At 36.3% G+C, this 13579-nt stretch carries 12 protein-coding genes and 1 pseudogene; 1 reads left to right on the plus strand and 12 read right to left on the minus strand.

What is annotated here, in order from left to right:
* Positions 1-50 precede the first annotated feature (50 nt).
* From coaE to citZ, 10 genes are all read right to left on the minus strand, one after another.
* A complete protein-coding gene (gene coaE, locus J2Z82_RS03295; protein WP_209479363.1) occupies positions 51-665 on the minus strand; it encodes a dephospho-CoA kinase in 615 nt (204 codons plus the stop codon).
* A gap of 9 nt (positions 666-674) precedes the next feature.
* The gene (mutM, locus tag J2Z82_RS03300; protein WP_209479364.1) at positions 675-1505 is read right to left on the minus strand and encodes a DNA-formamidopyrimidine glycosylase; all 831 of its coding nucleotides are present in this window, start codon (positions 1503-1505) and stop codon (positions 675-677) included.
* Between the two features lie 14 nt (positions 1506-1519).
* Positions 1520-4162, minus strand: coding sequence for a DNA polymerase I (gene polA / locus J2Z82_RS03305; protein WP_209479365.1), 2643 nt, complete (start codon positions 4160-4162; stop codon positions 1520-1522).
* Between the two features lie 69 nt (positions 4163-4231).
* Positions 4232-4357, minus strand: a complete 126-nt coding sequence (locus J2Z82_RS19520; RefSeq protein WP_280922966.1) for a hypothetical protein — start codon at positions 4355-4357, stop codon at positions 4232-4234.
* Between the two features lie 402 nt (positions 4358-4759).
* Positions 4760-6124, minus strand: coding sequence for a two-component system histidine kinase PnpS (gene pnpS / locus J2Z82_RS03310; protein WP_209479366.1), 1365 nt, complete (start codon positions 6122-6124; stop codon positions 4760-4762).
* Positions 6124-6816: a response regulator transcription factor gene (locus tag J2Z82_RS03315; protein ID WP_209479367.1), complete on the minus strand. Its 693-nt coding sequence runs from the start codon at positions 6814-6816 to the stop codon at positions 6124-6126. Before J2Z82_RS03315 ends, pnpS begins: the two co-directional genes overlap by 1 nt.
* Positions 6817-7165: 349 nt before the next feature.
* On the minus strand, positions 7166-7642 hold the full coding sequence (locus J2Z82_RS03320) for a MaoC/PaaZ C-terminal domain-containing protein (protein ID WP_209479368.1): 477 nt from the start codon (positions 7640-7642) through the stop codon (positions 7166-7168).
* 138 nt (positions 7643-7780) lie between these two features.
* Positions 7781-8719: a malate dehydrogenase gene (mdh, locus tag J2Z82_RS03325; protein WP_209479369.1), complete on the minus strand. Its 939-nt coding sequence runs from the start codon at positions 8717-8719 to the stop codon at positions 7781-7783.
* A gap of 156 nt (positions 8720-8875) precedes the next feature.
* Positions 8876-10147 (minus strand): NADP-dependent isocitrate dehydrogenase, encoded by a 1272-nt coding sequence (icd, locus tag J2Z82_RS03330; protein ID WP_209479370.1) that lies wholly within the window; start codon positions 10145-10147, stop codon positions 8876-8878.
* Positions 10148-10292: 145 nt separating this feature from the next.
* On the minus strand, positions 10293-11408 hold the full coding sequence (citZ, locus tag J2Z82_RS03335; protein WP_209479371.1) for a citrate synthase: 1116 nt from the start codon (positions 11406-11408) through the stop codon (positions 10293-10295).
* A 299-nt stretch (positions 11409-11707) separates the two neighbouring features.
* Here citZ and ytvI point away from each other — a divergent pair, with 299 nt between their 5' ends.
* Complete coding sequence (gene ytvI, locus J2Z82_RS03340; RefSeq protein WP_209479372.1) at positions 11708-12817, plus strand: sporulation integral membrane protein YtvI; 1110 nt, start codon at positions 11708-11710, stop codon at positions 12815-12817.
* A 48-nt stretch (positions 12818-12865) separates the two neighbouring features.
* Here the strand turns inward: ytvI and J2Z82_RS19680 are convergent.
* Together J2Z82_RS19680 and J2Z82_RS03345 are read right to left on the minus strand one after the other, a co-directional pair.
* Positions 12866-13066, minus strand: a pseudogene (locus J2Z82_RS19680) (zinc ribbon domain-containing protein); the annotation flags it as partial.
* A 69-nt stretch (positions 13067-13135) separates the two neighbouring features.
* Positions 13136-13525 (minus strand): FxsA family protein, encoded by a 390-nt coding sequence (locus J2Z82_RS03345; RefSeq protein WP_092492342.1) that lies wholly within the window; start codon positions 13523-13525, stop codon positions 13136-13138.
* Positions 13526-13579: the final 54 nt, after the last annotated feature.

Raw genomic sequence — 13579 nt, forward strand, 5'->3', positions numbered from 1 at the left:
TTATATGAAAATGTGCTCAAAAGTTGATAAAAGCCCAGGAAAAATTATTCCTAGGCTTCTTTAGCTTCATTTACATTCCATTTTTTTAGCAGGTCTTCCAGCTGCCGATATGACTCTTGCTTTGTTCCATTGTTGTCAATAACAGCATCGGCAAGGTTTGCTTTCTCTTTAACAGAAATCTGAGCATTAATCCGCTGATATGCCTCATCCTCTGAATATTCATCACGATCCATTAGACGTTGCACTTGAACTTCCTCATCCACGTAAACAACAACTGTTTTATCGACAAAATCAGTTAATTTGCTTTCAAACAGCAATGGAATATCAAGTACAACACATTCCGCCCCAGATTCTATATAGCCATCTCTTCTTACCAACATCTTCTCTCTGACTGCAGGATGTACAATACCATTTAATTGTTTACGTTTTGATTCATCATTAAAGATAATATTTCCTAATTTTTTTCGATCTATCGCCTTATCTTCACGCAAAATTTCCTGTCCAAATGTCTCTACGATTTGCTCATAAGCTTTCTCTCCTGGCATTACAACTTCACGTGATAGTTTATCTGCGTCAACTACTGGAATATTAAAATCGTCGAACATTAATGATATCGTGCTTTTTCCACTTGCTATACTTCCAGTCAAACCGAGTACTAGTGCCATTGCTATACCTCACTTAATTTTTTGGCAGGATATACAAACGTGTGTACCACGTCCGCCGATTTTCATTTTTACAATTGGCTTACCGCAATTTTTACATGGCTGATTTTCTTGCCCATAAACAAATAGTTCTTGTTGAAACATCCCCATTTCGCCTTGTCCATTAACATAGGAACGAATTGTTGTTCCACCCTGGCCAACTGCATCTCTAAGTGTGATTATTGCTTGTTCTTGTATTACTTTCACTTCTCTTTTCGTTAACCTGCTTGCCTTTTTCAATGGGTGAATATTTGCTCTGAACAGTGTTTCATCAACATAAATATTCCCTAAACCAGCAACAATACTTTGGTCCAATAACACCGCTTTAATAACGCGTTCAGTTTTCTTAAGTTTTTTATAAAAATAATCAAGTGTAAATTCTTCATCAAAAGGGTCAGGTCCTAACTGATTCAATGGTTTATGATTGAATTCGTCACCTTTATTAAAAACATGCAAAGTTCCAAATTTACGCACATCATTATAGCGAAGCTCTTCCCCATCCGTAAAGCTAAACACAACGTGTGTATGCTTTTTCATTGGTTCTTGATATGGGTGGACACTGTACTTTCCTTCCATTCTTAAATGAGAGATAAGCACAGATTCATCCAGCTGAAATAATAAAAACTTTCCTTTACGTTTTATGTCATGAATTGTTTGCCCAGATACTATATGCTTGAATTGCTCCGTATCATCAGGCCTTTTTATAATATTTGGCCATAGCACGGAGACATCTGCAATGGTTTTATTGATAACAAATCGTTTTAATGTTTTTTTTATTGTTTCGACTTCTGGTAATTCCGGCATGTTCCTGATTCTCCTTATTTTGCATCAAACCAGCTATCACCATATTCATAATCCACCTTCAGCGGGACAGACAATTCTATAGTATTTTCCATTATAGCTGGGACTATTTCTTTTAGTTTTTCAATTTCGCTCTTTGGTGCTTCTATAATTAATTCATCATGTACTTGTAATATTATACGTGCTTCCAATTTATCGTCCATTAGCTTTTGGTATAAATCAATCATTGCTTTCTTAATAATATCTGCCGCACTGCCCTGGATGGGTGTGTTCATTGCCGTCCGTTCAGCGAAAGAACGCAGATTAAAATTTCTGCTCGTTATTTCTGGCAGATATCTTCTGCGCATCATGAATGTTGTAACATAGCCCTGATGCTTTGCTTCCTGAACAATTTCATCCATATATTTTCTTACACCTGGATAACTTTCAAAATAACGCTCAATAAACTGTTTCGCTTCCTTACGTGTGATACCCAAACTCTGAGAAAGTCCATAATCACTTATTCCATAAACAATACCAAAGTTTACAGCCTTGGCTTGTCTGCGCATATTTGATGTCACATCATCCTTTTCCACATGAAAAACATCCATCGCAGTTTGAGTATGGATATCAATATCGTTTTTAAACGCAGCAACTAATTTTTCGTCTTTTGCAATATGTGCAAGCACACGTAACTCAATTTGCGAGTAGTCAGCTGCAAACATTATCCAGTCCTCTTTTGCAGGTATAAATGCCTGGCGAATTTTACGCCCTTCCTCCAACCGGATCGGAATGTTTTGCAGATTTGGATCAATTGAGCTCAATCTTCCTGTTTGTGTTAATGCTTGATTGAACCGGGTATGAATTTTATTACTATCACGATCCACCACTTTTAATAGTCCTTCAATATAGGTAGATTGAAGTTTACCAAGCTGTCTATATAAAAGAAGTTTTGGAATAATTTCATGTTCCGATTCCAATTGTTCCAGGACATCTGCCGCAGTAGAATAACCTGTTTTAGTCTTTTTGATTACTGGCAGTTCCAGTTTTTCAAATAGAATAGGACCTAATTGTTTGGGCGAATTTAGATTAAATTCTTCACCCGCAAGTTCATGAACCTCTTTCTCAATATTTTTCAAGCGTTCTTTAAGCGAAACTCCCATAGCCTCAAGTCTTTCTATATCAACCTGGACACCAGTATGCTCCATCTCACCTAAAATCAATGCTAACGGCATCTCCAATTCTTTAAGTAGCTCAAATTGCTCGTTAGCTTTTAGTTGTTCTTCCATTTTATCTTTTACATTAAACAGTAAATTTGTTTTGCGGACAACATGTTCTGCCAATACATCCTGTTCCGGCACTTTCATTTTTGCACCTTTTCCGTATACTTCTTCATCAAATGAGACATCCGTTTCACCAGTTCGATGACCAATAGCAGGAATATCATGGTTATTTTCGGATGGATTGAGCAAGTATGATGTCAGCAGCATATCAAAGGAAATTCCCTTAATATGTATACCCTCGTTCAGTAAAGCAACCAATGTTTTCTTAGCGTCGAAGACTATTTTAGATTTTGTTATATCCTCGGCCCATTCTTTAAACACTTTTGAGTTCAACGCTACACCTGTTGGTATAAAATAGGCATTTGAACCATTAACTAACCCGAATCCTTCAATTGGGGCTTGGTGATAATTCTCCTTTAGCATTTCCACTACCAATGCCGCATTTTTCTCAGTAAAAATTTCTTCCGTTACCTCGTTAAGAATGGTGTAGTTAATTTCACTAAGCCCTTGGGAATTATCATTTTCTTCAGCAGAATCACCAGTAAGTCTAGTTAACAGAGAAAGAAAACCCAAATCTTTAAAAATGCCACTTACATCTGATTGCTGATATCCTTCGTATGTAAGGTCATCGGTTGAAATTTTTATCGGAGAATCACAATTGATTGTAACAAGCTCTTTACTCATAAATGCTTCAGATTTATGGTCGACTAGTTTTTCTTTTAACTTCTTTCCACTTACTTCATCCACATGTTCATAAACATTTTCAAGTGTGTGGTATTGCTTGATTAGTTTTGTTGCTGTCTTTTGACCAACACCTGGAACACCTGGAATATTATCTGAACTATCACCCATTAATGCTTTAAGATCTATAATTTGATCTGGGTTTATTTCCATCTTTTCTTTCATAAACGATGGTGTATAAGATTCAACGTCACTTAGCCCTTTTTTCGTAAGGCTAACAGTAACTTCATCTGATACTAGCTGTAACAAATCCTTATCACCAGAAATAACCGTTACATCCCATTTATTGTTCTTACCCTGTTTTGAAAGTGTTCCAATAATATCGTCCGCTTCATATTGATCCAACTGATAATGCGCAATCTGAAAAGCGTCCAGTACTTCTTTTAATACAGGAAACTGTTCTGATAACTCAGGTGGAGTTTTTTGCCGGCCACCTTTGTATTCTTTATACGTCTCGTGGCGAAACGTTGTCTTTCCTGCATCAAACGCAACTAACATATGTGTTGGCTTCTCATCCTCAAGAATTTTAAGCAACATTGTTGTAAATCCATAAACAGCATTTGTATAGACACCTTTATCATTATTTAATAATGGTAATGCAAAAAAGGCACGATATATAATGCTATTTCCATCAATTAAGACAAGTTTATTTGACATAGTAATCCTCCAATCATACCGTGAAATCACTAAACACATTTTACCATGGTACGAGCCTAAATGAAAAAGTTACATCCGTTTCCTCATTTCATTCACTTCATCTTCCAATTTGCGAATTCGCTTCTGCATATTATATATAACAGGCAAGTATGCAATAACTATTATAATGATAACACCAATATTACTTATGTCCATTTAACATTCTCCTTCACGAGTCACTTTATGACAATAGTACAACAAATAAAAAACCTGTTTAAGGCCCGGAATAGCTTCAATTTAATAGGTACAAAAGCGCAAGCGCCTGTTCAGCGCCGTATGGACTGCGCTCAGCGCTGCGGGTGGGTCGACGTTGCCGCGCAAAGCGGCGGTCTTAGTCGATCTTCCTTTTCCCTGAGATAAAGGATACACGAAGAGCGTAAGCTGCCCCACAGGACGTGGGGTAGTTCGACGTTGCCACAGGATGTGGTGGTTTTAGTCGAAATCCTTTATTTTTTATCGTAGACACGGGGAGGGAAGTCCAGTTATCCACAGCACTTAAATTTTATAATTTCCTATATAGTAAAAAGTTGCCCCATCTATTTTAAGGGGCAGCTGATGTTACTTTGGCAAATATACCCGAAAAGTTGAACCATTATTCGGTTCACTATCTACTGAAACTTTCCCCTCATGCACTTCAACAATATGCTTAACGATAGCTAGCCCTAATCCAGTTCCACCTGTATTTCTGCTACGTGCTTTGTCAACACGATAAAAGCGCTCAAATAACCTTGGAATAGCTTCCTGATCAATCCCAATACCTGTATCTGACACCTGAATCTGGACTTCATCTTCCGTATCAGTAACCGTTAACTTTACTTCGCCATCTTCAGACGTGTAGCTTATAGCATTTGTAAGCAAGTTAATTACTACTTGCTTAACCCTTTCTTTGTCAGCTTGTAATGAGATACTTTCACCTACTTCAGCTGTTAAGGAAATACCCTTTTGTTCAGCAGATTGTCTTATAATAGGTAATACCTCATCAACTAAATCATTCATATTAAGGGTTGATCGAACTAACTTAAATTCATCTTTTTCTAGTCTTGATAAAGTTAATAAGTCTTCTATCAATCCCTGAAGTCTCGTACTTTCGTCGTTAATGATAGTTAAGAAATTCTTTAGAGTTTCACTATCATTCATCGCACCATCCAGTAATGTTTCAGCAAAACCCTTAATTGAGGTGATCGGTGTTTTGAGTTCATGCGATACATTTGCAACAAAATCTTTTCGCATTAATTCGAGCTTTTTCAAATGTGTTATATCATATAACACTAGAACAGCACCTTTTAACATGTTGCGTTCGTTAAATATTGGCGCACCTACAATTTCTATGTATTTTTTATCTACTTCAATTATTTGGGTAAACGATTCCTTTACATTTTTTTCATACAAAAAAGTTTGCTGTACAGTTTGATGAATTTTCTCGTTATCCAGTACTTCATAATACAGGAATCCATTATAATCATGGGGAACTCCGCCGAACATCGAGATGAATTTCCTGTTAACTAAGTGAATATACCCTTTTTCATCAAGTAATACCAGTCCACTCTGTGTATTATCGATGACAGTGGATAATTGTTTTTCCTGCATTTGCTCCTGAATGGCAAATTCACTTAGGTTCCTTGCTAATATATTAATCTTATTACTGAGTTCTGCGACACTGCCACTTGAAGTATGATGAATACGTGCACGGTAATTCCCTTTTACGAGTTCATCAATGGTATTGGATGCCTTTTTTATTGGTTTCATATATTTGTCATAAACATGAAGCATTATTAACAATAGGATAATATATTCTACTGTTAAGATAGAGCCAAGAATAATATATTCATTTGTAAGTTGACTTAAAATAGCCCCCGAAACAAAAACAAGTATTAGAAGTCCCATAATGTATGCAAATAAAGGTCTTGAAAATATAACTTTCATTACTTCGGTTCCTCCAATTTGTATCCCAGACCCCGAACTGTTTTAATATAAATTGGTTTTTTTGTGTCTGGTTCAATCTTTTCACGTAAATGACTTACATGAACATCGACAATCCGTGTATCCCCAACAAAGTCATAGTTCCACACTGCACTTAATAGCTGGTCTCTTGATAAAACTTTATCTTTATGTGCAGCAAGATAATGCAAAAGTTCAAATTCTTTCCTGGTAAATGTTAACGTAGTACCATTCATTTCTGCCTCATAACGATCAGGATATATAAATAATTCTCCAATCCGTATTGAAGCAAAATCAGTCTCTGCGGATTTTTGTGATCGTCTTAAGATAGCCTTGATACGAGCTACAACTTCTTTTGGACTAAATGGTTTTGTAAGGTAATCATCTGCACCCAATTCCAAACCTAAAACCTTATCAAATTCGTCATCCTTTGCCGTTAGCATTAGAATGGGTGTATCAATTTTATTATTACGTAAGTGTCTGCAGACGTCTATTCCGTCCATTTCCGGAAGCATTAAGTCCAGCAGAATAAGATCATAACTAAATTCCTTTGCTTTTTGAATAGCTTGCAGCCCATCATATGCTACATCTACTTCAAAGCCTGCTTGCTCCACATTAAATTTTAATAGCGTAACGATTGATGCTTCGTCATCGACAATAAGAATTTTTTTCCTCATCAATAGTCCCCATTTCTATAAAACGTATGATACTTTAATCATACATTGAACTGACAACAATGTGAATAACTTAGCATGTAAAGAATAATTTACAAAGAGCTGTATTTTCATCAAGTTCGATATTCTATTTGATTTTCTGAATAGGATCCCTATAAATATTTTTGCGTGAAATATCCTTTTCTTGTCGATAAAGTTTAGCCATTAGTTATTTAGAAAAATCCTTTATACTTTGAAGTGCAAGCCTAAAATGTGTCTAGTTCCTGAGCTGCACTTATGCAGTAAGAAAGTATTTGTATATTTTAAACTGCAAAAAAATACTACCACTTCATTAGTGATAGTATTTACCTGGTTAAAAGAAATTTTCAAGAGAAGCACCTGTTATGGATTCAGGCTCATATGCCGGACATACGTGAAGCTTGCCATGTAAAATTTTATCACCTTCAGTATCATAGCCTACTACAGATAATGTTATTTGATGATTTTCCTTATCAATTGCAATAATTTCTAGAGAGATTTTAATCTCCGAGTAATGAAAAACAGGTTTTGGAAATGTCATTTCATGCTGTGTTATATGACTCCCTGGCCCAGGTAGATGCATTGACACAATGGAAGATACCGCTCCAAATAACATAACTGATGGTACGATTGGCTGTTGATAAGCTGTTTGTGATGCATAATCATGTTGGATGTATAATGGATTTGCATCGTTTGTTAATCCTAAATATAATAGCAGATCTCTATCTTCTATAATTTGTGTTGCTGTGTAGGAGTCACCAATTTGTAAATCCTTAATTTTCTTGCCAAGTTTTCTCTTTTTACCAATCACGTCATCACCCCCCATAAATGTAAGCGTTTTCTATTATATCAAAAAAAGGAAGTTAACACCATACCTATTACTTTCCTTAACTGCTAAAAAAACTTCTTTTTACCTTATACACACGTAAAAAGAAGCTTTTATCAAGGATTATTTTAATGTATTAAGTACACTTTTAACTGATTCTGCTGATTTATCCAATGCAGACTTTTCTTCTTCAGTTAAGTCTAACTCAATGATTTCTTCAATTCCATTACCACCTAATATCGTTGGTACGCCAAGATAAATATCTTTATAACCATATTCACCTTCTAAATATGCTATTGATGGGAGTACACGACGTTGATCTTTCAGGATCGCTTCAGCCATTACAGTTAAAGAAGCAGCTGGTGCATAATATGCACTGCCATTACCCAGTAGGCCAACTATCTCACCGCCGCCTTTACGAGTACGTGCAACTATTTCATCAAGACGCTCTTTTGAAATTAATTTTTCTAATGGAATTCCACCGGCATAGGAATAACGGATTAATGGAACCATGTCATCTCCATGGCCACCAAGAACAAAGCCTGTTATATCTTTTACAGAAAGGTTAAGTTCTTCTGCAACAAAAGTGCGAAAACGACCAGTATCAAGCACACCTGATTGACCAATAACGCGTTCTTTAGGAAAACCAGATTCCTTGAATGCTGTATATGTCATCGCATCGACAGGGTTTGATAGTACAACAATAATGGATTCTGGAGCATATTTTGCAATATCACTAGCGACAGTCTTCATAATTTTAGCATTTGTATTTACCAAATCATCACGGCTCATACCAGGTTTTCGAGCGATACCTGCTGTAATGATTACAAGATCTGAGTCTTTTGTTTCTTCATAATTTGCAGTGCCAGTAATCTTTGCATCAAAGCCTTGCACAGGACTTGCTTCAAGCATGTCTAGCGCTTTACCTTTTGTTGGATCTTCCATATCCGGAATATCGACCAAAACTACGTCTCCAAGTTCCTTTTGAGCCATCATTAAAGCGGTAGTAGCTCCAGTAAAGCCAGAGCCGATAACAGAAATCTTTTTACGTTTGATAGCCATCATTATACCCCTTCCAATAAGAAATTTATAATTTAGTTGCACTTATCCAGCATAAAAGTAGTATTACTCTCACAACTGCCAAATCTATAAACTGCGAACTATCCAATAGCCGTACCCGGTCACTAAATATCTGACCGGGTACTTCCACTATTGTTATTAGTCCATATTTTTAATTAGTTCATCGCCGAATTCAGATGTTTTAACTTCTTTTGCACCGTCCATCATTCTGGCGAAATCATATGTTACAACTTTTGAACCAATGGTTTTATCCATTGCTTTTGTAATAAGATCTGCAGCTTCTCTCCATTCAAGATGTTCAAGCATTAATACAGCCGAAAGAATAACCGAGGATGGATTAACTTTATCCATTCCTGCATATTTCGGTGCAGTACCATGTGTTGCTTCAAAAATTGCATGACCAGTATCATAGTTGATGTTTGCTCCTGGAGCAATTCCAATTCCGCCAACCTGTGCTGCTAAAGCATCAGAAATATAGTCACCATTAAGATTCATTGTAGCAACAACATCAAATTCTTTAGGACGAGTTAGGATTTGTTGAAGGAATATATCAGCAATAGCGTCTTTTACAAGCAATCTTCCTGCAGCTACGGCTTCATCCTGTGCTTTATTCGCTGCATCCTTACCATCTTTTTCAACAATACGGTCATATTCAGCCCAAGTAAATACTTTATCACCATATTCTTGTTCTGCAACTTCATAACCCCAAGCCTTAAATGCACCTTCAGTATATTTCATGATGTTACCTTTATGTACTAAAGTCACACTTTTACGTCCCTCGTTTAAAGCATACTCAATGCTTGAACGTACTAAACGCTTTGTTCCTTCTTCAGATACTGGTTTCACACCAATTCCTGAAGTTTCTGGAAAGCGGATATTGTTAACATCCATCTCGTTTTTCAAAAAGTCAATTACTTTTTTTGCTTCTGCAGACCCTTTTTGCCACTCAATGCCAGCATAAATGTCCTCTGTATTTTCACGAAAAATGACCATGTCAACATCTTCAGGACGTTTAACTGGTGATGGAACACCGTCGAAATAGCGAACGGGACGTAAACAAGTGAATAAATCCAATTCCTGACGCAAAGCAACGTTTAACGAACGAATTCCGCCGCCGATTGGTGTTGTAAGTGGTCCTTTAATTGCAATTTTATATTTATCAATCATGTCAAGTGTGTCCTGTGGAAGCCATTCGCCAGTTTTATCGTAAGCTTTTTGACCGGCATATACTTCAGTCCACTCAATTTCTTTTTCACCGTTATACGCTTTCTTAACGGATGCTTCGATTACTTTACGTGCTGCAGCCCAGATATCCGGTCCAGTACCGTCACCCTCAATAAATGGAACAATTGGGCGGTTCGGAACATTCATCTTTCCATTCTCAACTGTAATTTTTTCTCCTTGTGTCATAAAAAAATACCTCCTAGTCATCTTCATACATGATTATTTTATCATAAATAAGCTTTGTCATGGTAATAGCCGATTTGAGTTGCGATCTGTATGATACAGAACTAACATGTGGCGTTCACATACAAGCCCTTATCTCTATCAAGTTCTAGCGATCTTCAATCGGTTTGTAATCTTGTGTTTTTGGACCAACATATTCAGCTCGCGGGCGGATTAAACGGTTGTTATCATACTGTTCAAGAATATGAGCTAACCATCCGGAAACTCGGCTTGTAGCAAAAATTGGTGTGAATAAATCATGGTCAATACCCAGGCTATGGTAAACAGAAGCTGAATAAAAATCAACATTTGCCGGGAGACCTTTTTCTTCTTTAATGAAGTCTTCAATTTTTACAGACATATTATACCATTTTGACTGTCCACTTGTTTTTGTTAATTCTTTTGACATACGTTTCAAGTGTTTCGCTCTTGGGTCACCATTCTTATACACCCGATGTCCCATTCCCATTATTTTTTCTTTGTTTGCTATTTTTTCTTTAATATGCGGAATTGCGTTTTCCTCTTCGCCGATATCAGTTAACATTTTCATAACTCGCTCATTGGCACCACCATGCAATGGTCCTTTTAATGCGCCAATTGCAGCTGTTACACCAGAATAAATATCTGATAATGTTGCTACACATACTCTTGCTGTAAATGTAGAAGCATTTAGTTCATGATCAGCATGAAGTACTAAAGCTTTATTGATTGCTTCTACTTCAACATCTTTTGCTTCTTCACCATTTAACATGTACAAGAAGTTAGCCGCAAAGCCTAAATCTTTTTTAGGTTTAACTGGTTCTTTTCCTTGACGGATACGAGCAAACGCAGTAACGATGGTAGCGATTTTAGCTTGCAGACGCAGTGCTTTTCGTTTATTTGCTGCTTCCTCCATCACATCAGACTCTTCATCATATAAGCCAAGTATTGATACCGCAGTACGCAGTGCAGCCATTGGATGAACTGTTGACAAATCATATGAACGCAAATGATCGATAACAGCTTCAGGCAGCTCCATATTAGATGCTAATTCAGCTTTAAAAGTGTCAAGCTCTGACTTTGTTGGTAGCTTTAGATTCCATAACAAATAAACTACCTCTTCAAAACTTGAGTTCTCTGCTAAATCGTCAATTCTATAACCAACATATGTTAGTTGGTCATCGATAATAGAACTAACCGACGACTGAGTTGCGACAACTCCTTCAAGCCCTTTAGTGGTTGTCATAACAAACCCTCTCCTTTTTCTATTAAATATTCACTAATTTAGGATAAATTAACTATTAATTACATTTGACAATATTCTTACAATATAACATTGTCATCCCCATGAACAATTATAAAGTATTATGAACTCAATGTGAATTGAAACCGGTTAAATTCGCCAATATTTTTATTTTAAGCAAACGATATAACAGCCCCTTATTCTGCTTTAATACTTTAATTAACTGTTCTATGTCTATTTTTTCATTCTTTATCATATGTAACATAGTAAACGAATGAATTGATGTATATGGAGGGTTTGAATTGTACAAGCATAAACTTTATCAGCTATTAAGGTTCTTCATAGTGATTTTTACCTTTGCAGCTATATATTTTATCCTCCAATTAACAGTTCCATCTTTTTATCCATTTCTCCTCGCCATCGTACTATCACTAATTATGAATCCGTTCGTAACATTTTTGGAAGAAAGAATAAGGATACCACGTGTCATTGCTACACTTATGGTAATGGCTGTTGCCTTTTTGATTTTGATTGGACTTTTAATATTTATTATTACGGAATTAATCCAAGGAACAACATACTTAGCAGAAAATATTCCAACTCACTTTCGCACATTTATTTTTATTATGGAGGATCTAATAAATGAATACCTCTTACCTTTATATCATAAACTTACTTCATTTTTTCATACATTAAATCCCACTCAGCAGGAGACCATTAGTACTAATCTAAAGCAGATTATTAATAAGCTTGCTTCGTTGGGAACAAATTTCCTGCAGAATATATTATTACAGATTCCATTGACATTAACTTTATTGCCTGGATCAATTACTTTATTTATATTTACTTTAATTGCAACTTTTATCATCACAAACGATTGGAACAATCTTGTTCAATTATTTAAAAAAATGATACCCGAAACTGTGCATGAAACTAGCATGAACATATGGAATCATTTGCAAAAAGCTATGTTTGGATTTTTGAAAGCACAATTATTACTCATCTCGATAACAGCCTTCATCATTTTTATTGGACTGGTTATTTTCAAAGTTGAATATGCATTAACAATTACTTTAATTGCTGCACTTGCTGATATTCTCCCACTCGTTGGTACTGGAATCATATTTATTCCATGGATTCTCTATCTATTTTTAACAGCAAACTACTCACTAACTATTTCAATAACAATTTTATATATGATTGTGGTAGTTCAACGGCAACTGTTCGAACCAAAAATATTATCCAGTAATATAGATTTAAATCCACTTGCAGCACTTGTAGCTTTATTTGCAGGCATACAAATTTGGGGTTTTTCAGGTTTATTTATCGGACCTATTCTATTAATTATTGGCAATGCTTTTTACCAAGCTGGCGTTTTTAATCAGATAGGGCAGTTTATAAAAGGTCCATGAATACTCCCACCACTTACTCGCCCTCCGGCTTCGCTGAAGTGGGGGTTTTTAACGTAACGTCTTGCAGAGACGCATAACGTTAGTGGGGTTGACACGTATGGCATCGCCATCTATAAAGCTTGCTTTGGATGTGTAGTACTCTTCTGTAGTTACTACTGTAATTCCATGTTTTTTCGCCTTATATGTAATCATGGGAGTCAGCATGGCGTTTGGGATACTTACAAAGTTCTGTTTGTTTCGTTTCCCATTCCTGTCTCTGGTCTTTGCCCTTCAGGTTCCTTGAAGATGGGGTACTCTTGACTAAGTAGATAGATTTTTCTACCATTTTCGGTAGATGATTTTTCCTTTGTTTATCCTATCTTTGAAGAATCGTTGAAGCATTAGCTTAAAAGGTCCTCTCGTAAACGGAAGCACCAGCGTAAATCCAACAGCATCTGTTATGAAGCCAGGTGAAAATAAAAAGACTGCTCCGACAAATATACAAATGCCATCTACAATTTCATGAGCCGGGACCTGACCATAGCTCATTGATTGCTGTGCGCGATTCCAAGTGTCAATTCCTTGATTCTTAGCAATTGTCACCCCTACAACACCGGTAAGTAAAATTAAGCCTACAACCCACCAAGGACCAATAATGCCGCCAATCCAAATAAACACTCCAATTTCCATCGCAGGTAAAATTAGAAGTGCCAGTAACAACCAACGCATAGATTTCACCCTTTCTTACATTCTATGTGTAGAAAAAGAAGGGATAATCCCTTC

The organism is Virgibacillus litoralis, assembly GCF_017873675.1.
Lineage (GTDB): Bacteria > Bacillota > Bacilli > Bacillales > Amphibacillaceae > Lentibacillus > Lentibacillus litoralis.

Coding starts and splice junctions, on each gene's coding strand:
- coaE (WP_209479363.1), bottom strand. CDS start 665: ATGGCACTAGTACTCGGTTTGACTGGAAGTATAGCAAGTGGAAAAAGC.
- mdh (WP_209479369.1), bottom strand. CDS start 8,719: ATGGCTATCAAACGTAAAAAGATTTCTGTTATCGGCTCTGGCTTTACT.
- citZ (WP_209479371.1), bottom strand. CDS start 11,408: ATGACAACCACTAAAGGGCTTGAAGGAGTTGTCGCAACTCAGTCGTCG.
- icd (WP_209479370.1), bottom strand. CDS start 10,147: ATGACACAAGGAGAAAAAATTACAGTTGAGAATGGAAAGATGAATGTT.
- polA (WP_209479365.1), bottom strand. CDS start 4,162: ATGTCAAATAAACTTGTCTTAATTGATGGAAATAGCATTATATATCGT.
- J2Z82_RS03345 (WP_092492342.1), bottom strand. CDS start 13,525: ATGCGTTGGTTGTTACTGGCACTTCTAATTTTACCTGCGATGGAAATT.
- J2Z82_RS03315 (WP_209479367.1), bottom strand. CDS start 6,816: ATGAGGAAAAAAATTCTTATTGTCGATGACGAAGCATCAATCGTTACG.
- mutM (WP_209479364.1), bottom strand. CDS start 1,505: ATGCCGGAATTACCAGAAGTCGAAACAATAAAAAAAACATTAAAACGA.
- pnpS (WP_209479366.1), bottom strand. CDS start 6,124: ATGAAAGTTATATTTTCAAGACCTTTATTTGCATACATTATGGGACTT.
- J2Z82_RS19520 (WP_280922966.1), bottom strand. CDS start 4,357: ATGGACATAAGTAATATTGGTGTTATCATTATAATAGTTATTGCATAC.